Annotated in this window: 24 protein-coding genes and 1 pseudogene; 13 read left to right on the forward strand and 12 right to left on the reverse strand. The window is 67.1% G+C overall.

Features of this window, described 5'->3' with window-relative positions; translation table 11 throughout:
• The 6 genes and pseudogenes from ABWP84_RS13085 to ABWP84_RS13110 form a co-directional block, all read left to right on the forward strand.
• Positions 1-185 (forward strand): annotated as a pseudogene (locus ABWP84_RS13085) (malate dehydrogenase); the annotation flags it as partial.
• Positions 172-909: an RNA methyltransferase gene (locus tag ABWP84_RS13090; RefSeq protein WP_353212482.1), complete on the forward strand. Its 738-nt coding sequence runs from the start codon at positions 172-174 to the stop codon at positions 907-909. The pseudogene ABWP84_RS13085 and the gene ABWP84_RS13090, both read left to right, overlap by 14 nt.
• Before the next feature lie 72 nt (positions 910-981).
• A complete protein-coding gene (locus tag ABWP84_RS13095; RefSeq protein WP_353212483.1) occupies positions 982-2,070 on the forward strand; it encodes an ABC transporter permease in 1,089 nt (362 codons plus the stop codon).
• A 2-nt stretch (positions 2,071-2,072) separates the two neighbouring features.
• Positions 2,073-2,834: an ATP-binding cassette domain-containing protein gene (locus ABWP84_RS13100; RefSeq protein WP_353212505.1), complete on the forward strand. Its 762-nt coding sequence runs from the start codon at positions 2,073-2,075 to the stop codon at positions 2,832-2,834.
• Positions 2,831-3,844: an MlaD family protein gene (locus tag ABWP84_RS13105; RefSeq protein WP_353212484.1), complete on the forward strand. Its 1,014-nt coding sequence runs from the start codon at positions 2,831-2,833 to the stop codon at positions 3,842-3,844. Before ABWP84_RS13100 ends, ABWP84_RS13105 begins: the two co-directional genes overlap by 4 nt.
• Positions 3,841-4,455, forward strand: a complete 615-nt coding sequence (locus tag ABWP84_RS13110) for an ABC-type transport auxiliary lipoprotein family protein (RefSeq protein WP_353212485.1) — start codon at positions 3,841-3,843, stop codon at positions 4,453-4,455. Before ABWP84_RS13105 ends, ABWP84_RS13110 begins: the two co-directional genes overlap by 4 nt.
• On the opposite strand, the gene ABWP84_RS13115 is transcribed toward ABWP84_RS13110, so the two are convergent.
• Both ABWP84_RS13115 and ABWP84_RS13120 read right to left on the reverse strand, forming a co-directional pair.
• Positions 4,430-5,368 (reverse strand): histone deacetylase family protein, encoded by a 939-nt coding sequence (locus tag ABWP84_RS13115; RefSeq protein ID WP_353212486.1) that lies wholly within the window; start codon positions 5,366-5,368, stop codon positions 4,430-4,432. The two genes, ABWP84_RS13110 and ABWP84_RS13115, sit on opposite strands and share 26 nt — an antisense overlap.
• Entirely contained in the window at positions 5,361-5,591 is a 231-nt protein-coding gene (locus ABWP84_RS13120; RefSeq protein ID WP_353212487.1) for a sulfurtransferase TusA family protein, read from the reverse strand. Before ABWP84_RS13120 ends, ABWP84_RS13115 begins: the two co-directional genes overlap by 8 nt.
• A gap of 61 nt (positions 5,592-5,652) precedes the next feature.
• Here ABWP84_RS13120 and ABWP84_RS13125 point away from each other — a divergent pair, with 61 nt between their 5' ends.
• From ABWP84_RS13125 to ABWP84_RS13135, 3 genes are all read left to right on the forward strand, one after another.
• Positions 5,653-6,534, forward strand: coding sequence for an ROK family protein (locus ABWP84_RS13125; RefSeq protein WP_353212488.1), 882 nt, complete (start codon positions 5,653-5,655; stop codon positions 6,532-6,534).
• The gene (locus ABWP84_RS13130) at positions 6,531-7,796 is read left to right on the forward strand and encodes a DNA polymerase IV (RefSeq protein WP_353212489.1); all 1,266 of its coding nucleotides are present in this window, start codon (positions 6,531-6,533) and stop codon (positions 7,794-7,796) included. The genes ABWP84_RS13125 and ABWP84_RS13130 overlap by 4 nt, the downstream gene beginning before the upstream one ends.
• A gap of 68 nt (positions 7,797-7,864) precedes the next feature.
• Positions 7,865-8,173 (forward strand): TM2 domain-containing protein, encoded by a 309-nt coding sequence (locus ABWP84_RS13135; RefSeq protein ID WP_353212490.1) that lies wholly within the window; start codon positions 7,865-7,867, stop codon positions 8,171-8,173.
• Here ABWP84_RS13135 and ABWP84_RS13140 read toward each other — a convergent pair whose 3' ends face one another.
• Positions 8,174-9,148 (reverse strand): tripartite tricarboxylate transporter substrate binding protein, encoded by a 975-nt coding sequence (locus ABWP84_RS13140; protein ID WP_353212491.1) that lies wholly within the window; start codon positions 9,146-9,148, stop codon positions 8,174-8,176. It abuts the gene before it with no gap.
• An 18-nt stretch (positions 9,149-9,166) separates the two neighbouring features.
• On the opposite strand from ABWP84_RS13140, the gene ABWP84_RS13145 reads away from it, so the two are divergent.
• A complete protein-coding gene (locus ABWP84_RS13145; RefSeq protein ID WP_353212492.1) occupies positions 9,167-9,868 on the forward strand; it encodes a class II aldolase/adducin family protein in 702 nt (233 codons plus the stop codon).
• Here the strand turns inward: ABWP84_RS13145 and dnaJ are convergent, their stop codons facing one another.
• The 6 genes from dnaJ to ABWP84_RS13175 all read right to left on the reverse strand — a co-directional run bounded on the left by dnaJ (position 9,869) and on the right by ABWP84_RS13175 (position 17,594).
• The gene (dnaJ, locus tag ABWP84_RS13150; RefSeq protein ID WP_353212493.1) at positions 9,869-10,993 is read right to left on the reverse strand and encodes a molecular chaperone DnaJ; all 1,125 of its coding nucleotides are present in this window, start codon (positions 10,991-10,993) and stop codon (positions 9,869-9,871) included. It abuts the gene before it with no gap.
• A 158-nt stretch (positions 10,994-11,151) separates the two neighbouring features.
• Positions 11,152-13,062: a molecular chaperone DnaK gene (gene dnaK, locus ABWP84_RS13155; RefSeq protein ID WP_353212494.1), complete on the reverse strand. Its 1,911-nt coding sequence runs from the start codon at positions 13,060-13,062 to the stop codon at positions 11,152-11,154.
• A 1,405-nt stretch (positions 13,063-14,467) separates the two neighbouring features.
• Positions 14,468-15,259 carry an N-acyl homoserine lactonase family protein gene (locus ABWP84_RS13160; protein WP_353212495.1) on the reverse strand — a complete coding sequence of 264 codons (792 nt, stop codon included), beginning with the start codon at positions 15,257-15,259 and terminating at the stop codon, positions 14,468-14,470.
• Positions 15,256-16,005: an SDR family oxidoreductase gene (locus tag ABWP84_RS13165; RefSeq protein ID WP_353212496.1), complete on the reverse strand. Its 750-nt coding sequence runs from the start codon at positions 16,003-16,005 to the stop codon at positions 15,256-15,258. Before ABWP84_RS13165 ends, ABWP84_RS13160 begins: the two co-directional genes overlap by 4 nt.
• A gap of 3 nt (positions 16,006-16,008) precedes the next feature.
• Entirely contained in the window at positions 16,009-16,968 is a 960-nt protein-coding gene (locus tag ABWP84_RS13170; protein ID WP_353212497.1) for a tripartite tricarboxylate transporter substrate binding protein, read from the reverse strand.
• Positions 16,968-17,594 (reverse strand): HD domain-containing protein, encoded by a 627-nt coding sequence (locus ABWP84_RS13175; protein WP_353212498.1) that lies wholly within the window; start codon positions 17,592-17,594, stop codon positions 16,968-16,970. The genes ABWP84_RS13170 and ABWP84_RS13175 overlap by 1 nt, the downstream gene beginning before the upstream one ends.
• Positions 17,595-17,664: 70 nt before the next feature.
• On the opposite strand from ABWP84_RS13175, the gene ABWP84_RS13180 reads away from it, so the two are divergent.
• Complete coding sequence (locus tag ABWP84_RS13180; protein ID WP_353212499.1) at positions 17,665-18,624, forward strand: tripartite tricarboxylate transporter substrate-binding protein; 960 nt, start codon at positions 17,665-17,667, stop codon at positions 18,622-18,624.
• Positions 18,625-18,741: 117 nt separating this feature from the next.
• Here ABWP84_RS13180 and ABWP84_RS13185 read toward each other — a convergent pair whose 3' ends face one another.
• Positions 18,742-20,028 carry an MmgE/PrpD family protein gene (locus tag ABWP84_RS13185; RefSeq protein ID WP_353212500.1) on the reverse strand — a complete coding sequence of 429 codons (1,287 nt, stop codon included), beginning with the start codon at positions 20,026-20,028 and terminating at the stop codon, positions 18,742-18,744.
• A 120-nt stretch (positions 20,029-20,148) separates the two neighbouring features.
• Entirely contained in the window at positions 20,149-21,099 is a 951-nt protein-coding gene (locus ABWP84_RS13190) for an aldo/keto reductase (RefSeq protein WP_353212501.1), read from the reverse strand.
• 119 nt (positions 21,100-21,218) lie between these two features.
• Here ABWP84_RS13190 and ABWP84_RS13195 point away from each other — a divergent pair, with 119 nt between their 5' ends.
• Positions 21,219-22,196, forward strand: a complete 978-nt coding sequence (locus tag ABWP84_RS13195; RefSeq protein WP_353212502.1) for a tripartite tricarboxylate transporter substrate-binding protein — start codon at positions 21,219-21,221, stop codon at positions 22,194-22,196.
• Positions 22,197-22,351: 155 nt separating this feature from the next.
• On the forward strand, positions 22,352-23,098 hold the full coding sequence (locus ABWP84_RS13200) for a GntR family transcriptional regulator (protein ID WP_353212503.1): 747 nt from the start codon (positions 22,352-22,354) through the stop codon (positions 23,096-23,098).
• Here ABWP84_RS13200 and ABWP84_RS13205 read toward each other — a convergent pair.
• Positions 23,082-23,929 (reverse strand): CoA ester lyase (locus ABWP84_RS13205; RefSeq protein ID WP_353212504.1); only part of this gene is annotated, 848 nt, incomplete at its 5' end. The genes ABWP84_RS13200 and ABWP84_RS13205 overlap by 17 nt on opposite strands.

Genomic DNA, 23,929 nt, shown 5'->3' on the forward strand with positions numbered 1-23,929 from the left:
TGGTGATCGACCCCGGCGCGCTGGCCGGCCAAGCTGTCTATCTCGGCCGTATAGAGGCGCTGATCACGACGATGTTGGAGGATGAAGGCGTGCGCATCCCCGGCCAACGCCACGCTGACACCTCTGGCACCATTGCGGTGGCCGACGCGCTGGCGCAAACACTGCGTCACCTTGCGAGACCCTGACCCCCAACGCATTTGCGGCCCCAACGCCGTCCGCGCCCTGTTCCTGCGCCGGCCGCAGGATGTGCTGCGGCTGTTCTTTGACCCCGAGCGGGCGGCTTTTGCCGAGCCGCTGGCGCGGCATATGGCGCGCACCCGGCGGATTTTCCGCGAAGTCTGGCCCGAGGAACTCGTTCGCGTCGGCGGCACCCAGCATCATGGCGGCATTGTTGCCATTGCGGTGCCGAAAAAGGCCGAGATGCTGGAAGGGCCGCTGCCGCCCATCCTGTGGTCCGCGCCGCTGCTGCCGGTGCTCGATGGCATTGGCAATCCGCATAATCTGGGGGCGATTCTGCGCTCGGCGGCGTTTTTTGGCGCCCGTGCCGTTATTCTGGGCGATGATCCGCGCCAGGCCGATCTGTCCGACGCCGCCTTCCGCACCAGCGAGGGCGCGGTTGAACATCTGACGGTCTTCCGCACCGACAATCTGCCCAGCCTGCTGCGCCGGCTGGAGGGGCGGGTGCTGCCGGTGGCCGCCGTCGCCGCTGGCGGCGTTCCGCCCGCCCAGGTGCCGCAGGGCAAGCCCGTGGCGCTGGTGCTGGGCAATGAGGAAACCGGGCCCAATGCCGCCGTGCTGGCCGCCTGCGCCGGCGGCTGCACCCTGCCGGCGCTGGGGCCGGTGGAAAGCCTCAATGTTTCGGCGGCGGCGGCGGTGCTGTTCCACGCCTTTGCCCCAGGCGGGCGCTGAATCTGCGGGCGCCAATTGGCGACCCGAGAATTATATGCTAAAATTACCAAAACCAGAGGCCATATCTCCCGCATGACGGCTGTGGATCTCGTTCAGGAAGGCGACGCGATGGTGCTGCGTCCGCCCGCCACGCTGGACCTGCCCGCGGCCGCGGCGCTGTGGCGGCCAATGCTGGGGGCGGTGGCTGAACGGCGCGTGACGATCGACGCCTCTGGCGTGACCAAGTTGGATTCGGCCGGTGCGGTGTTGCTGCTGGAGGCCGCAGGCGGGTCTGAACTCCGCCCGCCGCAGGATGCCAAGGCCGCCGCGACGCTGGAGCGGATGCGCCTTGCCCTGGCCGCAGCACCACCACCCAAACCCGCACTGCAACCGCATTGGGTCAGCCGCATCGGCATGGCGGTGCTGAACGGCATCGGCGGCCTCGGCCGCCGGGTGAGCTTCCTGGGCGAGGTCACGCTGGGCACGCTGGCCATGCTCGCCCGCCCCTGGCGGATGCGCCGGGTGGAGGTGCTGCGCCATCTGGCTGAGGCCGGGACCGCCGCCTTTGGGCTCTGTGCCCTGCTGGGCACGCTGTTTGGCGTAATTCTGGCGTTCCAGTCCTCGATCCCGATGCGGCAATATGGCGCTGAGATTTTCATCCCCAATCTCGTGGGTATCAGCCTGCTGCGCGAACTCGGTGGGCTGATGGCGGCGATCATCCTGGCCGGGCGCTCGGGCAGCGCCTATGCCGCCGAATTGGCGACCATGAAGGTCAATGACGAGATCGACGCACTCGCCACCATGGGGGTGGATCCCTTGGCCTGGCTGGTGCTGCCACGCATTCTGGCGACCATATTGGTGATGCCGGTGCTGGCGCTGGTGGTCACCCTTTCGGGCCTTGTGGGGATGGGGTTTGTGATGGCAACGCTGGGCTATCCGCCGCCCGCCGTGCTGTCGCAGCTGCGGCAATATCTGCAGGTGGGCGATATGGTGGGCGGGCTGTTCAAGGCGGCCTGCTTTGGCCTCGCCATTGGGCTGATAGGCTGCCGCTCCGGCCTCAAGGCGGGCGGTGGGCCGCGCGCAGTGGGCGATGCGGCGACGGGCGCGGTGGTGGCCTCCATCGTCGCCACCGTGGTGCTGGATGGTATCTTCGCCGTGCTGTTCTTCCGGCTGGGCTGGTGAGCATGGCCGAGGCCGCCTCCATCATCCAGGCCGAGGGCATCGGCATTCGCTTTGGCAGCCGCAGCATCTTCAATGATGTCAGCTTCGAGGTGCGGCGCGGCGAGATTTTTGTGATTCTGGGCGGCTCAGGCTGCGGCAAATCGACCTTGCTGAAAATCCTGATCGGCCTGCTACCGCCCACATCGGGCCGCGCCCTGGTGCTGGGCGAGGAGCTGGCGCGGCTGACCGGGCAGAAGCGGCGCGACGCGCTGGCCCGGATTGGGGTGATGTGGCAGCAGGGCGCGCTGCTCGGCTCCCTCAACCTGATGCAGAATGTGGCGCTGCCGATGGAGCAGCACACCCAACTGCCCCCCGCCGCGCGTGACGCCCTGGCCCGCGCCAAGCTCGGCCTGGTGGGGCTGGGCGATGCGGCCACGCGGCTGCCGGCCGAGATTTCCGGCGGCATGCTCAAGCGCGCCGGCATCGCCCGCGCCATGGCGCTCGACCCGGAAATCCTCTTCCTCGATGAGCCCAGCGCAGGGCTCGACCCCATCACCTCGGCCGGGCTCGACGCGTTGATCATGACCCTCTCGCGCGAGACGGGCACGACCTTCGTCGTGGTCACCCACGAATTGCAAAGCATCCTCGCCATCGGAGATCGCTGCATCATGCTCGACAAGGAGGCTGGCGGGATGATTGCCACCGGCAAGCCCAAGGAATTGCGCGACCATAGCGACAATCCCACGGTGCGCGCCTTTTTCCGCCGCGAGGTCATGCGCGCATGAAGACGCCCTTTGCCGTGGGCCTGCTGGTGCTGGTGGGCTTTGGCCTATTGATCGGCTTCACCCTCTTCCTCACCGGCGAGCGTCTGCGCAACCAGGGTGAGGTGTTCGAAACCTATATCCGCGAATCCGTCCAGGGGCTGGAGGTGGGCGCTGCCGTGCGCTTTCGTGGCGTGGCGCTGGGGCGGGTGACCGAGATCGCCCTTGTCAGCTCGCGCTACGAGATGGACCCACGGGTGCAATTCTCCAATGCCTTTCAATTGGTGCTGGTGCGCTTCACGGTGGATGTGCGCCAGGCACGGCCCACAGGCTCGCTGGAGGATGCAGTGCGGCTGGGGCTGCGCGCCCGGCTTTCATCCCAGGGGCTGACGGGAGTGGGTTACATTGAGCTTGATTTCGCCGATGCGAACCGCTTCCCCGCCCCCGCCCTGCCCTTCACCCCCGCGGTGAATTTCATTCCCTCCATCCCCTCCACCTCGGCCCAGGTGCAGGATGCGGCGACGGCGCTGCTCGCCCGAATAGAATCGCTCGATTTCAAGGAATTATTCGATAGTTTCCTGGGCCTCGTGACCGATGCCCGGGCGCAGGCCGCGCCGGGTGGTGACCTGCAGGTGGCGCTGGCCGAAACCTCGGCCCTGCTGCGCAGCCTGCGCTCCACCGTGGAGGCGGCGGATCTGCCGAGCATGGTGGCTGAAACCCGCTCCACCATCGCCGGCATTCACGCCCTGGTGGAGAGCCGGGAGCTGCGCCAGACCCTGACCAATAGCAGCGCCGCCATGGCCGAGTTGCGCGCCGCCGCCGCCCGCCTGCCCAGCACGGTCAATCAGTTGGAGGCCGGGCTGCGCAGCGCGCGTGGGGCCACGCTGGATGTGCAGGCGGATCTGGTGCCCATCCTGCGCGACCTGCGCGCCATGACCGCCAATCTGCGCGATGTGACCGAGGCGCTGCGGCGCTCGCCCAGCCAGACCCTGCTGGGGGGGCCGCCCCCGCTGCCCGCCGGAGCCAACCGATGAACCGACGCCTCGCCCTCGCTTTGCTGCTGCCCGGCTGCTCGGTGCTGCCGGACCGGCCCTATGTTGAAACCCGCCGCTTTCCGCTCGAGGCAGCGCGCCCGGCGGAATTGCCGGCCCGCCGCCCTGCCGGGCGCGAGGCGCTGCTGGTGCGCGACATGCGCGCGGGGCCGGGGCTGGACCGGCGCGGCCTGCGCAGCATTCGTGCCGATGGCACCCTGGCCATCGCGGCCTATGCCGAATGGGCCGCCCCACCGGCCGAGGCGGCAGAGGCCAGCCTGCGGGCCTGGCTGCGCGCCAGCGGGATGTTCGCCGCTGTCGCCGCGCCGGGCTCGCGCATCGCGGCCGCGCTGGTGCTGGAAAGCGAATTGCTGGCGCTGGAGGTTGATGCCTCTGGCACGGCGCGCGCCACGCTGAGCGTCTTGCTGGTGGAGGAGAGCGGCCTGGCCTCGGCGCGGCTGCGCGGGCAATTCGGCGCCCATGGCACCGCCGCGCGGCAGGGCGAGGGTGAGGCCGCCGATGCCCGCGCCATGGTCGCCGCCCTGGGCGCAGCCCTGGCGGTGATGGAAGCGGAATTGGCGGCAGCGCTCAATCGCCAGCCATTGCCGCGCTGAGCGCCAGCACATGCGCCGCCGTGCTGGCGGCCAGGGCCTGCAGATCATAGCCACCCTCCAGCATGCTCACCACCGGCACGCCGGGGGCGGCTTCGATGATGGCGCGGGTGATCCAGGCGAAATCCACCTCATTGAGCCGCAATTGCGCCAGCGGGTCGCGGATATGGGCGTCAAAGCCGGCGGAAATGAGGATCAGGCCGGGGGCGAAACCGGTCAGGCGCGGCAGGGCTTCGGCCCAGGCCAGGCGGAAATGCTCGCCGGCGGCGCCGGGCGGCAGCGGGATGTTCAGCACATTGCCCACGCCACGCTCGGCGGCCGCGCCGGTGCCGGGATAGAGCGGCATTTGGTGGCTGGAGATGAATAGGATCGAGGGATCAGCCTCGACACAGGCCTGGGTGCCATTGCCGTGATGCACATCGAAATCGACGATCGCCACCCGTGCCACGCCGAGTTCGGCCTGGGCATGGCGGGCGGCCACCACGACATTGCTGAACAGGCAAAAGCCCATGGGCTGCTCAGGCTCGGCATGATGGCCGGGCGGGCGCACCGCGCAAAAGGCGGCCCGCGCCTCGCCGCGTAACACCGCCTCGACGGCACGAATGCCCGCGCCGGCGGCACGCAGCGCGGCCTCGGCGCTGCCATGGCTCATGATGGTATCGGCATCGAGCCGCGCACGCTCCCCCGCCTCGGGGCGGATATCGAGGATGGCTGAGACATAGGCGGGCGGATGGGCGCGGGCGAGTTGCGCCTCAGTCGCCGCCGGCGCCGCCTCTCGATGCAGGGCGGCGAAATCAGGTGCTTCCAGCGCCTGCCAGATTGCGCGCAGCCGGTCCGGGCATTCCGGATGGCCCTCGCCCATATCATGGCCGAGGCAGGCCTCGTGGGTGAGGTAGAGGATGGGTTTGTCAGCCATCGGCGCGCCGGCGCAGCACGAAGCGGAAATCATCGCCCTCGCGGGTGGCGCTGAGCAGGGCATGGCCGGTCTCGCTGGCGAAGGCGGGGAAATCGGCCTCGGCAGCCGGGTCGGTGGCCAGCACGGTCAACTCAGCGCCCGGCGGCATGCCGCGCAGCGCCTTATTGGCCTTGAGCACCGGCAGGGGGCAGCGCAGGCCGCGCACATCCAGGGTCTGTTCCATATCTGCCATGCAGCATGAGGCGAGGCTTGCCGGCAAGGGGTGGCTTGGGTCAGGGTGGCGCATGCGCATGGGTGTGGATCTGGGCGGCACGAAGATCGAGGTGGCGGTGCTCGATGGCGCCGGCGAGGTGGTGCTGCGCCGCCGGGTGGCCACGCCGCGCAGCTATGATGGCGTTCTGGCGGCGATTGCCGGGCTGGTGGCCGGGGCCGAGGCCGAGCTGGGCGCCTGCTGTTCCCTGGGCATTGGCATTCCCGGCAGCCTCAGCCCGGCCACTGGCCTGGTGCGCGGCGCCAATTCCACCTGGCTGAATGGCGGGCGGCTGCAGGAGGATCTGGAGCGCGTATTGGCCCGCCCCATCCGGCTGAGCAATGACGCGAATTGCCTGGCCATGAGCGAGGCGGCGGATGGCGCGGCGGCGGGCGAGGCCATGGTCTTCGCCGCCATCCTAGGCACCGGGGTGGGCGCTGGGCTGGTGATCAATGGCCGGGTGATCGAGGGTGCCAATCGGGTGGCGGGCGAATGGGGCCATAACCCCCTGCCCTGGATGAGCCGCGACGAACACCCTGGGCGCCGCTGCTGGTGCGGCCGGGAGGGCTGCATCGAAACCTTCCTCTGCGGCCCGGCGCTGGCAACTGATGCGGATGGGCCTGAGGCGCGCGATGCCGCTGCCCTGCCGGCGCGGGCGGCGGCGGGGGATAGGCAGGCGGCGGCGGCACTGGCCCGGCACAGCCATCGGCTGGCCCGGGCGCTGGCCCATGTCATCAATATGCTCGACCCGCATTGCATCGTGCTGGGGGGTGGGCTGTCGAATATGGCGCATCTTTATGTCGAGGTGCCCAGGCTTTGGGGCCAATGGGTGTTTTCCGATGTGGTGCGCACCAGGCTGGTGCCGGCCCGGCATGGTGACAGCTCCGGCGTGCTGGGCGCGGCCCGGCTGTGGTGACGGCGCAGAGCCTGTGCCGCGATTGCGGCGAACAGGGTTTTGCCTCCGCCATCTGCCCCGCCTGCCACAGCCGCCGCGTGCTGCGCCATGATGAACTCTTCGCGCTGACCATCGCCCATATTGATTGCGACGCTTTCTACGCCAGCGTGGAAAAACGCGACGCGCCGGAACTGGCGGCCAAGCCGGTGATCGTGGGCGGGGGCCGGCGCGGGGTGGTGGCGGCCTGCTGCTATATTGCCCGCACCCGCGGCGTGCGCTCGGCCATGCCGATGTTCAAGGCGCTGGCGGCCTGCCCCGATGCGGTGGTGCTGCGGCCCAATATGGCGAAATACGCCGCCGAGGGCGCGCGCATCCGCGTCATGATGCAGGGGCTCACGCCGCTGGTGGAGCCGATGAGTATTGACGAGGCGGTGCTTGACCTCTCGGGCACCGAGGCGCTGCATGGCGCACCACCCGCCGCCGTGCTGGCGGCATTCGCCCGCCGGGTGGAGCGCGAGGTGGGGGTGACGATTTCCGTGGGCCTCGCCGCCAATCGGCTGCTGGCGAAGATTGCGGCCGGGCGGGACAAGCCACGCGGCTTTGCGGTGATAGGCCGGGCCGAGGCGGCGGGGCTGCTGGCGGGCGAGCCGGTGCGGCTGCTGCCCGGCGTCGGCGCAGCGATGGCGGCGAAGCTGCATGCGGCGGGGTTTACCCGCCTCGGCCAACTAGCGGCGCTGGATGCGCGTGACGCCGCGCGGCGCTTTGGCGAGGAGGGGCCAAGCCTGGCCGCCCGCGCCCGCGGCGAGGATAACCGCCCCGTGGTGCCCGGGCGCGAGACCAAAAGTGTGAGCGCCGAGACCACTTTCGAAACCGATATGACCAACCAGGCCGAGCTGGAGGTGGTGCTGTGGCGGCTGTGCGAAACACTCTCGCGCCGGCTGGCGGCGAAGGATTTTTCCGCCGGCGGCGTGGTGCTGAAGCTCAAGACCGCCGGCTTTGCCAGCCGCACCCGGGCGGCGCGGCTCGCCGCGCCTTCGCTGGTGCCCGATATCCTGTTCGCCGCCGCGAGGAACCTGCTGGCGCGGGAGGTGGATGGCACCGCCTTCCGCCTGCTGGGCATCGGCGCCAGCCCGTTGATGCCGGCCGGCGATGCCGACCAACCCGATCTGGCCGACCCCGATGCCGAGCGGCGGAGGGCGCGCTGGGCGGCGATGGAGAGCCTGCGCCAGCGCTTTGGCGAGGATGCGGTGCGGCGCGGGCGGGGGCTGGTGGGTAAAACCTGAGGGCAAGCGGTTGCCTCGGTGCCGTGGTAGGATGTACCCGTGCCGACGACCGGCCAGGACAACACGCCATGCAAACGCCCAATGACATCAACGCCGCGCAGCAGATGATGCGCTATGACGCCAACAAGAAAACCGCGCTGATCGCCTATCTGCTGTGGTTCTTCGCCGGCTATCTGGGGGCGCATCGCTTCTATCTCGGCCGCATAGTCTCTGGGCTGATCATGCTTGTGCTCTTCATACTGTCCTGCGTCGGCATGTTGATTCTGGTGGGCTTCATCGGGCTGGCGGTGATCGGGCTGTGGTGGCTGATCGATGGCTTTCTTATCCCGGGCATGATCAGCGACGCGAATAACAAGCTGATCAACAGCCTGCGCTGATCACTCCGGCTGCACGCCGGCACGGCTGAGGATGGACAGGCCGCGCGGCGCGGCCTCGGCGATAAAGGCTTCGAATTGCGCGGCGGTTTCGCCCAGCACCGGTTGCCCGCCCAGGTCACCCAGCTTGCGCGCCACCTCGGGCGTGGCCGCCGCCGCCTGCACCGCGGCATTGAGCCGGGTGACCTCGGCCGGGGCCAGGCCGCGCGGCCCCCAAAAGGCAAACCAGGGGGCGACGGGGGCGAGTGCGGGCATGCCCATCTCGGCCGCATTGGGGATTTCTGGCGCCACAGCGGTGCGGCCCGGCCCGGTCACGCAATAGGCCTTCAGCCGCCCCGCCCGCACCAGCGGCAGGGCCGAGAGCAGCGGCGCCATCATCAGGCTGGTCTGGCCACCGACCACATCGGCGATGGCGGGCCCGGTGCCGCGATAGGAGACGATCAGGACCGGAACGCCCACTTCCAGCCGGAACAACTCGGTGGCGAGATGGCCGGAGGTGCCGAGCGAGGTATTGGCGAAGGCATGCGCCTGAGGCCGGGCGCGGATATCGGCGATGAGCGCCGGCAGATCCGCCGCCGCCAACCCCGGCGCGCCCACCAGCACCAGCGGCGAGATGGCCAGGCGGGCGATGGGGGTGAAATCGGCGATGGGGTCATAGGGCACCCGGGCCATCACGCCGCGGGCCAGGAGATGGCTGTCCGAATTGCATAGCAGGGTGCGGCCATCGGCCTCGGCGCGGGCCACCGCAGCGCTGCCCACCGCGCCATTGGCGCCGGAGCGGTTCTCCACCACCCATGGCGCGCCCTGCGACTGGGTCAGCGCCTCGGCGAAAATGCGGCCCGAGACATCAATGCCGCCACCGGGGGGAAAAGGCACCACGAGCCGCACGCCGGCAGATTGCGCGCGCGCCGCCCCGGCCAGGGCGAGGGAGGGCATGACAAGCAGGGCGCGGCGGTGCATCGGTGTTCTTTCGATCATCTGCCAAAGGAATACGCCGTGGCCACTGAACCGCAAGAGCTTGAAATGCTGGCCCAGGCCAATCGACTCCTCGCACGGGAGGGCATTGTGGATGATTTCGGCCATGTCGCGCTGCGCGATGGCAGCGACCCCAGCCGCTTCTGGCTCTCCCGCGCCCTGCCGCCCAATGCGGTAACGGCGGCTGATCTGCGGCGCTATGATGCTGAGGGGCGCTGCGAGGATGCCACGGTGCACAGCTATTCGGAGGCGGTGCTGCATGCGCGCATTTTTGCCGCCAGGCCCGATGTGATGGTGTGCATCCATCATCATGCGAGGCCGTTGCTGCCCTTCACCATGCCCGGCGCGCCGCCGCTGCGGCCGGTGTTTCATACCGGTGCGATCATGGGTTGGGATGTGCCGGTGTGGGACAGCGCACCCTTCGGCGCCTCGGGCATGCTGGTCGATACCCTGGCCAAGGCCGATAGTCTGGCCGAGGCGCTGGGCGGCAACCGTGCTGCCCTGCTGCGCGCACATGGCGCCGTGGTGGTGGGCTCGGGCATTGCCGAGGCGGTGATGATCGCGATCTATATGGCCGAGAATGCCGCCGTGGCGCTGAGTTGCGGCGCGCCGCATCTCCCCGTGCCAAGTCTTTCGCGCGAGGAGGCGGCCGAGACCGCGCGCCGGCTGCTCAACCCGCCGACCATCGCCCGGGTTTGGGCCGGGCGGCAGCGGGGGGTGTAATTACCGCCCTAACCCGTCCCAGAAATCCTTCACCTTGGCGAAGAAGCCCTCGCTTTCGGGGGAGGATTTGCCGCTCTGCACCGCCTCAGCCTCGAAAGCCTCCAGCAATTCCTTCTGCTTGGCGCTGAGGTTCTGCGGGGTTTCGACCGCCACCTGAACATACATGTCGCCACGGGCAGGGTTGCGCAGCACGGAGAAACCCTTGCCGCGCAGGCGGAAGGAATCGCCCGACTGGGTGCCGGCGGGAATGGTGACGCGCGAGCGGCCGCCATCGATGGAGGGCACCTCGATCTGCCCGCCCAGCGCCGCCTGGGTCATGCGCAGCGGCACGCGGACCATGATATTGGGTCCCTCGCGCTGGAAGATGGGGTGCGCCTTCACGCCGACATCGACATAGAGATCGCCAGCCGGCGCACCGCGCAGGCCGGCCTCGCCCTCGCCGGTCAGGCGGATGCGGGTGCCATCCTCCACGCCGGCGGGAATGGTGACGTTGAGCGTGCGGTCGCGCTGCACCCGGCCAGCGCCGAGGCAGATCTTGCAGGGGTTCTTGATGATCCGCCCGCTGCCCGAGCAGGTGGGGCAGGTTCGTTCGACCAGAAAAAACCCCTGCTGGCTGCGCACCTTGCCCGCGCCACGGCAGGTGCCGCATGGCTGGACGCTGGCGCTGCCGCCCTCGGCCCCGCTGCCGGTGCAGGCATCGCATTGCACCGAGGAGGGGACGCGCAGTGTTTTCTTGGTGCCGGCAAAGGCCTCCTCCATGGAGATGGAGATATCCTGCCGCAAATCGGCGCCACGGCCGGCCTGCTGACGCTGGCCGCCACGGCCGGTGAATTGGCCGAAGATATCGGCGAACATATCCTCAAAACCGCCAGGGCCGCCCTGGCCACCGCCGCCACCGCCCTCGAAGGCAGCATGGCCGTAACGATCATAGGCGGCGCGCTTTTCCCCATCCTTGAGGATGTCGTAAGCCTCATTGGCTTCCTTGAACTTGCCCTCAGCGGCGGGGTTGCCCTGGTTGCGGTCAGGGTGGTGCTGCATGGCGAGTTTGCGATAGGCGCGCTTGAGGTCGTCGTCAGTCGCGTTGCGCTGGACGCCGAGCACTTCGTAGTAGTCACGTTTAGCCATGGATCGCCCCTAAAAAAAGCATCGGGGGAATGAATTCCCCCGAACCCCCTTCTTTTATTTTTGATTTATTAGCGCTAGCTGATAAGTTAGCGCCAATAAGATAAAAATAAAAGAATGGGGGCCTGGAGGAAATTCATTTCCCCCAGTTTTCTACCAAATCAATTAGGTTTCTTCTTCTTAGGATCGACTTCCTCAAACTCAGCATCAACCACCTTATCATTCGGCTTCGCCCCGGGCTGTTCGCCAGCAGCGGGCGCTTCCTCGGCGGCCTGGGCCTTGTACATCGCCTCGCCCAGCTTCATTGCCACCTGGCTGAGCGCCTCGGCAGCGGCCTGGATGGCGGCGGTGTCCTGGCCTTCCATCGCGGTGCGGGCGGCGGCAATGGCCTGCTCGGCGGCCAGTTTCTCGGCCTCGGGCACCTTGCCTTCGTTTTCCTTGATGGTCTTCTCGGTGGAGTGCACCAGGGTATCGAGCTGGTTGCGCGCCTCCACCCCTTCACGGCGCTGGCGGTCAGCCTCGGCATTGGCCTCGGCCTCTTTCACCATGCGCTCGATATCAGCCTCGGAGAGGCCGCTGCGCGCCTGGATCTTGATTTGCTGCTCCTTCTGGGTGGCCTTGTCCTTGGCGCTGACGGAGACGATGCCGTTGGCGTCAATGTCGAAGGTCACCTCGATCTGCGGCACGCCGCGCGGCGCGGGGGGGATGCCCTGCAGGTCGAAATTGCCGAGCAGCTTGTTATCGGCCGCCATTTCACGCTCGCCCTGGAACACCTTGATGGTGACCGCGGTCTGATTGTCATCGGCGGTGGAGAAGGACTGGCTCTTCTTGGTGGGAATGGTGGTGTTGCGGTCGATCAGGCGGGTGAAGACGCCGCCCAGCGTCTCGATACCCAGCGAGAGGGGTGTGACGTCGAGGAGGAGAACATCCTTCACATCGCCCTTCAGTACGCCGCCCTGGATGGCGGCGCCGATGGCGACCACCTCATCGGGGTTGACGTTGCGGGCCGGGTCCTTGCCGAAGAACTGTTTGACGGCCTCGATCACCTTGGGCATGCGGGTCATGCCGCCGACCAGGATGACTTCGTCGATCTCGCCCGCCGTCAGGCCAGCATCCTTCAGCGCATTGCGGCATGGCTCCATGGTGCGCGCCACCAGGTCATCCACCAGGCTTTCCAGCTTGGCGCGGGTGAACTGCATGACGAGGTGCTTGGGGCCGGAGGCATCGGCGGTGATGAAGGGCAGGTTGATTTCGGTCTGCTTGGCGGAGGACAGCTCGATCTTGGCCTTTTCGGCGGCTTCCTTCATCCGCTGCAGGGCGAGTTTGTCGCCACGCAGATCGATGCCGTTTTCTTTCTTGAACTCATCGGCGAGGTAATCGATCACCCGCTGGTCGAAATCCTCGCCGCCGAGGAATGTGTCACCATTGGTGGATTTCACCTCGAAGACGCCATCGCCGATTTCGAGCACGGAGACGTCAAAAGTGCCGCCGCCGAGGTCATAGACCGCGATAATGCCGGAGGTCTTCTTGTCCATGCCATAGGCGAGGGCCGCGGCGGTGGGCTCGTTGATGATGCGCAGCACTTCGAGGCCCGCAATGGCGCCGGCCTCCTTGGTGGCCTGGCGCTGGGCGTCATTGAAATAGGCGGGGACGGTGATGACGGCCTGGGTGACCTTCTCGCCCAGGAAATCCTCGGCGGTTTGCTTCATTTTGGCCAGAATATCGGCCGAAATCTGCTGCGGCGCGTAGGTCTTGCCCTCAACCTCCACGGCGGCGTCACCATTGGCGGCGGCGACGATCTTATAGGGGGCGAGGCCGGCCTCCTTCTTCACCATCGCATCCTCGAACCGGCGGCCGATAAGGCGCTTGGTGGCGAAGAGGGTATTGGTGGGGTTGGTCACCGCCTGGCGCTTGGCGGCCTGGCCGACGAGGCGCTCACCATTCTTGGCGAAGGCGACCATGGAGGGGGTGGTGCGGGCACCTTCGGCGTTCTCGATCACCTTGGGTTCGCCATCCATAATGGCGATGCAGGAATTGGTGGTGCCGAGATCGATACCGATGACTTTGCTCATCCGGGTGTACTCCTGGTGTGCGGCGGCTTGGATGCGGCCCCAGAAGGCACCGCGCCCGGCCCCTCGCGGATGGGGTTTGGGTTCGAAACCCCGTTCAGATATTCAACGGGTGGCGGCTGGGCAAGGGGGTTTGTGCCGCGAAAACGGAAAAGCGCGGATTAATGCCTCGGGGCGGCGCGGGTATAGAAGCCGACGGGGTGGAGTTTTGGCAGGTGGAGTGGGAGAGGGGAGGGCATCTGGACGAGCTGAGGCGCCACCTATGCGCTAAGATGAGCCCTCAGCCGTTCGGGAACCCAATACCGGGGCCCGTTTTACACGGTCACGACGCGCGCCGGCCAAAACCCCAGCCTGCGTGTCAGTTCGGCGCTGCCCACCATGTGGCGGAAGGCATCGCGCGGGCCAAATTGGCCGCCGGGGAGTTACGAAGCTTCGGCTGCCGCATTTGCAAATGTGACGACCTCGTCGACAACTTCTCTCATACGCAGCATATCAAGCATCGACATGACGATTTACTTTCGACTCATTTTTTCCATAGATGAAATCTCCATGGCATTCGGATATTTTTATCCCTTCAATATTAAATGTTATATTTATATGGCAGTAACGTTCGCGCATTTATGTTGGTATTAAAAATTGTTTACAGACATTATTTCTGTGGATCCATACAAACGAAAATGAACTTCGATTTTCATTTGTTTTCGGCCAATGGGAGTTGCCCAGCCTGACCAGGAATGAAATGGGTGCTCACCAGGACGGTACTGGAGAATTATATTTCTGGGACTCGCCAGTGGAACGCCATCAATATTGATTTCGACCAATTCAACGGGCAATTCGCTTATTGCCGTCACAGTGAACCTGAGGGTGGTGCGTTGCCCAGTCCATTCCCTGGCAGGCCAGGTCGCCCATAAGCCATAGGCAAACGCCGCCAAAACCGCGGCCAGGATGCCTAAAAACAGCCGCAACCATCCCAACAAGGCACAACACCCCCATTGATGCCAAGGCATATATCAGAACATAAGCCGATATGCAAGGATAAATTCCTTTCCCGGCATATTTTTGAACCAGACGCAACTACGCGGCTTGCCCAGCTCTGCGCGCCGGGTCCGGGATTCGCATGGCAGCTGGCTCCTCAGCCGGCGCGCTTGCCCAGAGCAGAGGCTGCGGCCGCCGCTCCAACGGCTCTGGCGGCGGAGCGAAGATGCAAGCCCGCTGCTGCAGGGGCTGTTAGATCTGGTTATTCGGTTGGGCGGGCGGGCAGCAAGCCCAATTGCTCAATGCGACGGCAGATCATCCTCCAGCGTGATGAGCGCACCCAGCACCTGGCCGCCCTTCACGTTCACCAGGAACGGATTGACCTCGCCCCCGGTGACCTCTCGGCGATGCGCCTGGCGCGAGTGCCATCGCCTCAGGCGATGGGTTGGGCGTGCAACTGAACAGCAATGCCCTCCAACCCGGTTACGGCGGGGTAGCGCTGCATCACCAGCGGGTCATGGCCAGGGATGATATGCTGCGGGCTGGGCGCGAGGGCGCGCAGCCTGTCAAACCCGTCCAGCATGCCGCCGACATGGAAGGCGGTGGTGAAAGGGCGGTTCTTCTCCAAATTCTCGTAGAAATGCGTGACGTCGGTGGCCAGCACGACTGTGCCGCGCGCGGTGTTGACGGTGACGCATTGCAGCCCGGCGCTATGGCCGCCGCAGGCATGGATCTTCAGCCCCGGTGCGAGTTCCGCATCGCCATCATGCCATGCCACGCGCTCGGCGAAATTCATCCGGATGATACCGGCGACATCCTCGACCTCGAAGGAATGCCTCAGGCGGGCGTGCTTCATGTAATGGCCGCAGGCGTATTGCATCTCCGCCTCCTGCAGATGGAAGCGCGCCTTGGCGAATTTGTGGAAGCTGCCGACATGGTCGTAATGCAGGTGGCTGATGATCACATCCTCGACCATGTCGGGGTCGATGCCCAGCAGCTTCAGGCTCTCGATCGGGCAGCGCAGATAGGTGCGCTTGCGCCGTGCCGCCACCTCCGCGGTGAAGCCGGTATCGATAATCCAGGCCTTTCCCGCACCAACCGCCGCCCAGACGAAATAATCCATCGGCATCGGCGCGTCATGCGGATCGCCGCCAATGAAATGCTCGGCGCGCCTGGCCTCGCGCATGGCGTAGCGCAGGGCATAGACCTGATAAATGGGGATCATACCGCCTTGATCCAGCCGCCATCGACATCGAGGATAGCGCCCTGGATATAGCTGGCCTGAGCACTGGCGAGGAACGCGACGACGCTGGCGATCTCGCTCGCCTCGCCGAAACGGGCGACGCCGGTGGCCTCGGCCAGCGCCGTGGCCGCCGCAGCCTCGTCCAGGCCGCGCTCCTCCATCACGGTCGCGATGCGGCTCGTCAGCCTTTCGGTGCGGATACTGCCGGGGTTAATGCAATTCACCCGCACGCCATCGCGCACGCCGCGATCAGCCAGGGATTTGGTCAGGTTCATCAGTGCCGCGTTGATCGAGCCGCCGATGGTGAAATCGGCACTCGCGATCTTGCCGCCGGCGCCGGCGATATGCACCACGCTGCCTTCGCTGGCCCGCAGATGCGGCCAGGCCGCGCGGGTCAGCCGAACGGCCGCCAGAAACTTCCCGGCGGTGCTATCAGCCCAGTCCTCATCGCTCAGCGTCAGAAAATCGCCGCGCTTCGTGGCCCCCGCGCTGTTCACCAGCAGGTCCAGCCGGCCGAAGCGCATGATGGCATCGGCCACCGCGGCGGCGGGCACCAGGGGATCGCGCAGGTCGCCAGCAAAACCCGCAGCCCCCGGCACGTCGCAGCCACCACGCGCCACGCCCAGCACATCCATGCCCTCTGCCACCAGCCGCTCGACAATGGCACGGCCAATGCCCTTGCTGGCGCCACTGACCAGCGCGACGCGGCCCTTCAGATCCTGATGCATCGCTCACTCCATCCGCAGATTGGCGGTGCGGACGAGGGTGGTCATCCGCTCCATCTCGGTCTTGAGATAGTCGCCGAATTGCGCGGGCGTGCCGCCTATTACCTCGGCGCCGAGATCGAGCAGCCTGGCACGGCTCTCGGGCGAGCCGACAATGGCCATGATGGCCAGGTTCAGCCGCGCGATGATGGCAGGCGAGATGCCCGCCGGGCCGATCATCGCGTACCATTCCACGATCTCGAAGCCGGGCAGCCCGGCCTCGGCCACCGTGGGCAGTTCCGGCAAATAGGCCTGGCGGGTGGCGGCGGTCACGGCCAGCGCGCGGAGCGAATCAGCGCGGACGAAAGGCAGGGTGGAACTGGCATTGCCAAACATCAGCTGCAATTGCCCGCCCACCAGGTCGGCCAGCGCCGGCCCGCCGCCGCGATAGGGGATATGCACCATGTCGATGCCCGTCGCCGCCTTGAACATCTCGCCCGCGATATGGACCGAGCTGCCAATGCCCGGCGAGCCATAGGAAAGACGGCCAGGATTGGCGCGGCCATAGGCGATCAAATCCTGCACGCTATGGATCGGCAGCGCCTTATTCACCACCAGGATATTCGCGACATTGGCGAGGTGGAGGATGGGCGCCACGTCATTCACCGGGTGATAGGGCTGGCGCGTCAGCAGCGCGCCGGTCACCAAGGTGCTGATGGTCAGGCAGATGGTGTGGCCATCGGCGGGCGCGCGCAGCGTTTCCACCACACCCACCGCGCCCGCGCCACCGCTGCGGTTCTCCACCACCACGGCTTGGCCCAGCGCCGTGGCCAGGGGAGGGGCAACCTGCCGGGCCAGGATGTCGGTCGTTCCACCGGGCGGAAAAGGGCTGATCAGGCGGATAGGCCGGCTGGGCCAGGTGCCTTGGGCGCGCGCGGTGGGGGCAAGGAGGGCTGGCGTGGCCAGGAGGGCGGTTCTGCGCTGCATCACATCACCAACGGGCGGCGATATTTGCTGCTGACCGTCTCAGGCTTGATCAGCCCGCCGGCCAGCGCCAGGGTCCAATAGCCGATATCGGCGAGGTGGACGATGGTGGCCTCCAGGCTGCGCACCAGCAATTCGCCCTCCCCACTATGGGCACCAGCGATATGCGCCACCTCCTCCGGCAGGCCGGCGAGGAGGCACAGATGCACACCATAGGCGGGGTGACGGATGCTGGGCAGGCCGGCGCCGCGCGGATCTGCCTCCCAACGCCTGCGGTTCTCCGGGTCGAATTCCCAGGGTTTGCCGACATCGTGGCAAAGGCCGCCGGCAATCACGATGTCATGCTTCACCGCCATCTCGGGGTGGCAGGCCTGCATCTCATGGCCCATGCGCATGGCGAGGCGGGTGACGCCGCGGATGTGATGCGTCTGGTCGCCCGCCTTGAGGGTCATCGAGCCCGGGTTGCCGCTGGGCGGGATGTCGCGAATGGCAGCGTATGAGGAGCGGGCAAGGGCCAGCGCCCAGGCCTCGATCACACCGCGGCGCAGGCCCGCATCGGTGATCTCGGCAATCTCAGGCAGTTCCTCGGCGATCTGTGCGCGCAGCGCGTCATCCGGCTCGCTTGGCATTTGCAATCCCTCACCCTTTGCATACACAATTCGCACGACTAGGCTCCTGCGAGAAGACAGGGAGTGGTTCATGCGTCGCACCGTGCTGAAGGCCATGCTGGCGGCGCCTTGCGCCTGGGCGCAGCCTGCGGGTTTCCCCAACAGGTCGCTGCGGATGATCGTGCCCTTCGCCGCCGGCGGGGCCGCCGATGTCGTGGCCCGGCTGATGGCGCAGGGCATGAGCGAGGCGCTGGGCCAGCAGGTGGTGGTGGAGAATCGCGGCGGCTCGGGCGGCGTGCTCGGCTCGGAGGCGGCGCTGGCCGCACCGGCGGATGGCTACAGCTTCGTCTTCCACACCCTCTCCTCGGCGGTGATCAATGCGGGGCTGTATCGCAACCTCAGCTTCGATGTGCGGCAGGCCTTTCTGCCGGTCTCGCTGGTGGGGGTGCTGCCCAATGTGATTCTGGTGAATGGCCGCTTTCCGGCGCGCAACCTCGCGGAGTTGATCGCGCTGCTGCGGGCCAATCCCGGCAAATACACCTACGCCTCCTCCGGCAATGGCACGATCACCCATCTCTCCGCGCAATTGCTGATGACAATGATCGGGGCGCAGGCGCTGCATGTGCCCTATCGCGGCTCCGGCCCCGCGCTGCAGGATCTGGCTGCGGGCAATGCAGACATCATGGTCGATACGCTGGGCGGCGGCCCCGGCCTGCTCGAGGCTGGGCATATCAGGGCGCTGGCGGTGACCTCGGCACGCAGAAGCGCCACCCTGCCCAATGTGCCAACCGCAGCCGAGGCCGGGCTGCCAGGCTATGAGACCACCAATTGGCACGGCATCTTCGCCACCCAAAACACCCCAGCCGCGGCGGTGGCCAGGCTGGAGGCGGCCGCGATGGCAGCAGTACGCAGCCCCGCCACACGGGCGAGGCTGGTGCAGGTGGGGCTAGAGCCGGCCGGCAGCACCGGCGCCGAATTGGCCAGTTTCTGGGATGCACAACAGGCGCTGTGGCTGCCCATCGTCAGGGCTTCAGGCGCGACGCCGGATTAACAAAGCAAGATTGGAGAGAAAGTATTCTCTCCAAACCTCTCATCTTTTTTTATCTGAAAAAAAGGAATGGCGGGGGGTTTGGGGGGAGGAAACACTTTTTCCTCCCCCCATGCTTGTTCACCCCAGCGCCGCCATAAACCCAGGAAGATCATCCCGCCAAACCGCCGCAATAGCCGCCTCGGCCTGCGGCGCATTCGCCACGAACTTGGCCTCCAATTGGGCGTCGCTCAGCGGCTTTGCCTCGCTGCCCAGTGGTGTCTCCACCGTGTGGGTCAGGCTGCGCCCATCCGCGAGGGTCAGCGTCACCCGCGCCGCGCCGCGCGGCAGGGCGGTGTCCAATTCCGCGCGCACAAGGCCGCGCATGGCGGCGAGTGCTGGGTCGGCCACCGCCGGCTCCTCAAAATCCGCAACCCCCGCCGTGCCGCGCACCAGGCCCAGCGCCACGCAATGATGGATGCTCACCCGGGCGTCGCGGGCATTGCTCACCACGCGGTCGCCGCGCGCCAGCAGCAGCGCGTCGCCGGCGACCGTGATGGCGGTGATCGCATCGAGGGGGGCTGCGTCGCGCAGCGCAATTGCCGCGTCGATGACGGCGTGGAAGACGATGCCGGCGGGGTAGGGTTTGAAGGTGTTGCGGGCGATTTCCCAGCGATCGCCCAAGCCCTCCAGCATGGCTGAGAGGTCGGGCGTATCGCCCATGGCGCGCGCCCAGCCCAGAGCGCCCTCGATGGCCGTGGGTGCCGCCTGCCAGCCGGCTTCGGCGAAGAGCGCCGCCTGCAGCCCGTGCCGCGCCGCGTTGCCGACGCCAAGGTTCTTTCCGGCCGTTGGCAGGTTTTCCACGATGCTGCCCGCGAGGCTGGCGGCGAGACCAATGGCATGGGCGGAGCGCACCGCATCCAGCCCCAGCAGCCTCGCGCAGCCGGCGGCGGCGCCCAGCACGCCGGTGGTTGCGGTGATGTGCCAGCCGCGATCGTAATGCCCGGGCGAGACGCCAAGGCCGATGCGGCAGGCCACCTCGCCGCCGAGCAGGAAGGCATGCAGCACGGCGGTGCCTGGCAATCCGCGCAGCTCGGCCAGCGCCAGCAATGGCGGGAAGATGGGCGCTGCGGGGTGGATCACCGTTGCCAGGTGGGTGTCGTCATAATCGAGCAGATTGGCGGCGATGGCGTTGACGAAGGCGGCTGTCATCGGGTCGGTACGCGTCGCCTGGCCAATCACGGTGGCGGCGGGCGCGCCGGCGGTGGGCAGCATCACGCTGAGTGCGGCGCGCACGGTCGCGTCCTGCGCCACGCCCATGGCGCAGCCGAGATGGTTGAGCAATGTCCGCCGCGCCGCGTGCAGCAGGGCGGCGGAGGGGGCGTCATGATGGGCCGTGAAGGCGCCGAGGGTCTGGGTGACGGTCATGCGGCTTTGTCTAACAGCCCCTTGCCGCCACCGCCTACCGCCCAGCGGGTTCCCCAAGGGACCGGTACCCGGACGGATGCCCTCCCGTTCAGCGCTCGCTGGTAAATCTGCCGGGCTCCGCTAAGCCAGGAACAATCCATCAGGCAGCCTGCCCTTTGCCACGGCTGCCACCGCGTGGTCCAATTCCTCCAGGCTTGAGGTGCCGATGATATTCGTCGAAATCTCCGGCGCACCGATCACAAAGCGCAAGGCGAGTTCCACGAGATTCGCCGCATGGCCGGCGGCGACCAGCGGCAGGAACCGTCGCGCCGCCGAAACATCCTGCGCATAGGTCTCGCCCGAGGCGATCGGCTCAACATTCTGCACGCCAAGCGGGCTGCGCGCTTCCGTGCCGCTCAATGCACCGCCGGCGAGGATTCGAATGGCCATCACGCCGATATCCGCCCCGGCCGCATGCCGGATCACCCCGCCCAGATCGGGCGCATCCGGGCGGGCGGGGCCGATGCCGCTGGGATTGAGAAGGTTATAGGGCATCTGCGCGGTGGCGAAGCCGCCGACATCCAGCACCTGCCGGAGCGCTACCGCATCGCCCAGGCCCGTGATGCCGAAAAAGCGGAACTTCCCTGCCGCGCGCAGGCGCTCCAGCGCCGGCACGGCTTCATTGAGGATTTGCTCGGGGGTGAAAGATGGCTCCGCACCCGCGAGGGTGATCGGGTTGTGCAGCTGGAAGATATCCACGCTATCCCGCCCGAGGCGGGACAAACTCTCCTCCAGCGAGGATGTGATGCGCCCCGCGATATCGTTGCGCTGCCCAGCAAAAACCCGCAATTTGGTCCCGACCACGGGATGGGCGCCGAGACCGCGAAGGGCGCGGCCCAGATTGCGTTCAGAGGCGCCGTCACCATAGACGGCGGCGGTATCGAAATAGGTGATGCCGTGATCCAGCGCGCGGCCAATGGCGCGGTCCTGCTCGGCCGCACTTCCCTTGACCATCAGCCCGCCAATGGCGCCGCAGCCATAGCCGAGCACAGAGACAGAAAGCCCCGTTCGCCCCAATCGCCGCTGTTCCATCCCAGATCTCCCCATGAATTGGGGCGGATGCTGGGCCATGGCGGCGCTTGCGGCAAGCCAGGCCGCACGCCATGCTCGCAGCAGAACCGGCCGCAGATGCCGGATTGGAGGATGCCCCGATGATGTGGTCTCGCCGCCTGCTGCTCGCCGCAGCGCCCAGCCTTGCTGTCACGCGCAAAGCCGCCGCCGCTTATCCGGACCGGCCCGTACGCGTCATCGTCCCCTTCGCCGCCGGCGGCAATACCGACATCCTGGCGCGCATCCTCACCGCTCGCATGGCCGAGCGGCTGGGCATACCGATGGTCATCGAGAACCGGGCGGGTGCGGGCGGCAGCATCGGCGCGGAGTTGGTCGCGCGGGCCTCGCCAGATGGCTATACGCTACTCTTCGGCGCGGGTGGGCCGCTGACGGCCAATCCGGTGCTGCAGGCCCGGCTGCCCTATGATGTGGAGCGCGATTTCCGGCCGATTGGCCTGGTGGGCATCCTGCCCATGGTGTGCCAGATCACGCCGCGCCTCGCCGCGCGCAGCCTGGCCGATCTGCTGGGGCTGATGCGCGCGCCCCCCGGCATGGTGACGGTGGCGACCCCGGGCAATGGCAGTGCGGCGCATCTGGCGTTAGAACTGCTGATGGCGAACGCGAATGTTCGTGCCTCGCATGTGCCCTATCGGGGCGGCAGCGCCATGATCCCCGACCTGATCAGCGGGGCGGTGGAGGTGGCCATGGTCGAGCTTCCCTCAGCCTTGCCGCTGCACCGGGACAACCAGGCGCCGATCATTGCCATAGCAGCGCGGGAGCGTTCAGACTTGCTGCCCAATGTGGGTACTTTCATCGAGGCCGGCCTGGCGGGCTTTACTGCCGGCAGCTATGGCGGATTGCTGGCACCGAGCGCTGCATCGCCGGAGGTGATCACCACCTTGCAGGCTGCAGTTTCCGCCACGCTGGCGGAGCCGGCGGTGCTCTCTCGCATTGCCGAGGTGGGCGCCATTCCATCCATTGAGGCACAGCGCTCGCCAGAGGGTTTCACCGCCTTTCTCCGGCAAGAACTGGCCAATGCGCGGCGCGCGGCCGAACTCGCCGGCCTGCGCCCGGGGTGATGCTCCGGGAACGCAACAGGAGGCGGAAACACGAAGCGCGAGGGGGAACAAGATCGAGGGGCATTGCCCGAAGATGCGGCTGGTGCGCGCTGCTCGCGCTGGTGAAGTGGCTGCCGCTCAGTTACAAAAGCGCTCCCTCCATCATGGAAGCATGCGTGACCGCCAGGAAGGATATCACCGCCCCCAGGCCGCGATACCGCCAGATCGCCGATGCATTGCGGGCGGAAATTCGCGGCGGGCAATACGCCATCGGCACCATGCTGCCGACCGAGACAGAGCTTTGCGGGCGCTTTCAGGCCTCACGCCACACCATCCGTGAGGCGCTTCGGCTGGTTGAGGATGCAGGCCTCGTCGCCCGCCGCCAGGGCAGCGGCACCACCATCATCGCACATGATGATGCAGGCCGGCTGGTGCAGGATATTTCGCGCGTCGGCGGGCTGCTGCAATACCCTGATGAGACGCGGCTGAGCGTGCTGCGCGCCCAGGAATCGGTGCTTGATGATGAGAGTTCGGCACTCATGAACATGCCAGCGGGCGAGACCTGGCTGCGGGTCGAGGGCATCCGCCGGCTGCACGGCACCGCCCCGCCCATCTGCTTCACCACGCTGTTGCTGCCACCCGCATTCGCCGCCTTCGTGGAGGAGATCGGCCAGGAGCCCGGGCCGGTCTATGCCCTGCTCGAACGCCGCTTCGGGCTTCGCCTGGCCTCGGTGGATGTGGAGCTTTCCGCCGGCGGCGTGCCAGCGCCGCAGGCGGCGCTGCTGGAGGTCGAGGCCGGCGCGCCGGCGCTGATGATCCGCCGGCGATACATTGACGCAACGGGCCGGGTCTTCGAGGTCTCGCATAGCTGCCACCCGGCGCCGCGCTTCCATTATCGCGCCACACTCAGGCGCGAATTGTAAGCCCGATCCGTTCAGCCAGCGCGATGACCCGCTGCGCCCGTTCGACAATCGGATAATCCACGAACCGCCCCTCCACCTGAATCGAGGCGAGACCCGCAGCCTCGGCCTCGGCAAAGGCTGCGACAATGCGATGGGCGCGCGCCACTTCCGCCTCGGGGGGGGAATAAGCGGCATTGGCGATGGGCACCTGGTCGGGATGGATGCACAGACGGCCCTGGAAACCCAGCGCCACACCCCGGGCGCAGGATGCGCGGAAGGCCTCCATCTCGCGCAGTTCAATCCAGACCGTGTCGATCGGCGCTTCCAGCCCGGCGGCGCGGCTATGCAGCACCATCTGGGCCCGGGCGGGTTCCAGCACGGTCTCGGCAAGGTCCCAACTCATGCCGAGGTCGAGCGTATAGTCGCCCGCGCCGAAGCTGAAGCGCTTCACCCGCCCGCCCAGGGCCACGGCGCAGGCCATCAGCGCCGGCAATGCCGCCATGCCGCGCGCGGTTTCGATGATGGGCATCACCTCAATGCCGCGCTCGGGCAGCCCCTGGTCGCGTTCGAGGTCGCGCATCAGCCAATCCACGGCGACAAGCTGGGCCGGCTCTTCCAGCTTGGGCAGCACCAGGCCATCCAATGGCTTGGAGACCACGGCCTGGATGTCACCGGGGCAGAATTCGGTATCGAAGCTATTGACCCGAACAAAGCCGCGGCAGGTGCGCGGCCGCTCGAGCGCCGCGCGCACCAAGGCCCGCGCGGCGACCTTGGCGGAGATCGCCACCGCATCCTCAAGGTCGAGAATCGCGGCATCGGCGCCGGTGGTGAGCACCTTCTCGGCGCGTCGGG

It is taken from the genome of Rhodovarius sp., from assembly GCF_040399605.1.
Lineage (GTDB): Bacteria > Pseudomonadota > Alphaproteobacteria > Acetobacterales > Acetobacteraceae > Rhodovarius > Rhodovarius crocodyli_A.

Excerpts from the sequence above, each read along its gene's own strand:
- ABWP84_RS13105 (WP_353212484.1), top strand. The coding sequence starts at position 2,831 with ATGAAGACGCCCTTTGCCGTGGGCCTGCTGGTGCTGGTGGGCTTTGGC.
- ABWP84_RS13195 (WP_353212502.1), top strand. The coding sequence starts at position 21,219 with ATGATGTGGTCTCGCCGCCTGCTGCTCGCCGCAGCGCCCAGCCTTGCT.
- ABWP84_RS13160 (WP_353212495.1), bottom strand. The coding sequence starts at position 15,259 with ATGATCCCCATTTATCAGGTCTATGCCCTGCGCTACGCCATGCGCGAG.
- ABWP84_RS13175 (WP_353212498.1), bottom strand. The coding sequence starts at position 17,594 with ATGCCAAGCGAGCCGGATGACGCGCTGCGCGCACAGATCGCCGAGGAA.
- ABWP84_RS13120 (WP_353212487.1), bottom strand. The coding sequence starts at position 5,591 with ATGGAACAGACCCTGGATGTGCGCGGCCTGCGCTGCCCCCTGCCGGTG.
- ABWP84_RS13170 (WP_353212497.1), bottom strand. The coding sequence starts at position 16,968 with ATGCAGCGCAGAACCGCCCTCCTGGCCACGCCAGCCCTCCTTGCCCCC.
- ABWP84_RS13125 (WP_353212488.1), top strand. The coding sequence starts at position 5,653 with ATGCGCATGGGTGTGGATCTGGGCGGCACGAAGATCGAGGTGGCGGTG.
- dnaK (WP_353212494.1), bottom strand. The coding sequence starts at position 13,062 with ATGAGCAAAGTCATCGGTATCGATCTCGGCACCACCAATTCCTGCATC.
- ABWP84_RS13100 (WP_353212505.1), top strand. The coding sequence starts at position 2,073 with ATGGCCGAGGCCGCCTCCATCATCCAGGCCGAGGGCATCGGCATTCGC.
- ABWP84_RS13185 (WP_353212500.1), bottom strand. The coding sequence starts at position 20,028 with ATGACCGTCACCCAGACCCTCGGCGCCTTCACGGCCCATCATGACGCC.
- ABWP84_RS13140 (WP_353212491.1), bottom strand. The coding sequence starts at position 9,148 with ATGATCGAAAGAACACCGATGCACCGCCGCGCCCTGCTTGTCATGCCC.
- ABWP84_RS13135 (WP_353212490.1), top strand. The coding sequence starts at position 7,865 with ATGCAAACGCCCAATGACATCAACGCCGCGCAGCAGATGATGCGCTAT.
- ABWP84_RS13165 (WP_353212496.1), bottom strand. The coding sequence starts at position 16,005 with ATGCATCAGGATCTGAAGGGCCGCGTCGCGCTGGTCAGTGGCGCCAGC.
- ABWP84_RS13190 (WP_353212501.1), bottom strand. The coding sequence starts at position 21,099 with ATGGAACAGCGGCGATTGGGGCGAACGGGGCTTTCTGTCTCTGTGCTC.
- ABWP84_RS13115 (WP_353212486.1), bottom strand. The coding sequence starts at position 5,368 with ATGGCTGACAAACCCATCCTCTACCTCACCCACGAGGCCTGCCTCGGC.
- ABWP84_RS13110 (WP_353212485.1), top strand. The coding sequence starts at position 3,841 with ATGAACCGACGCCTCGCCCTCGCTTTGCTGCTGCCCGGCTGCTCGGTG.
- ABWP84_RS13180 (WP_353212499.1), top strand. The coding sequence starts at position 17,665 with ATGCGTCGCACCGTGCTGAAGGCCATGCTGGCGGCGCCTTGCGCCTGG.
- ABWP84_RS13095 (WP_353212483.1), top strand. The coding sequence starts at position 982 with ATGACGGCTGTGGATCTCGTTCAGGAAGGCGACGCGATGGTGCTGCGT.
- dnaJ (WP_353212493.1), bottom strand. The coding sequence starts at position 10,993 with ATGGCTAAACGTGACTACTACGAAGTGCTCGGCGTCCAGCGCAACGCG.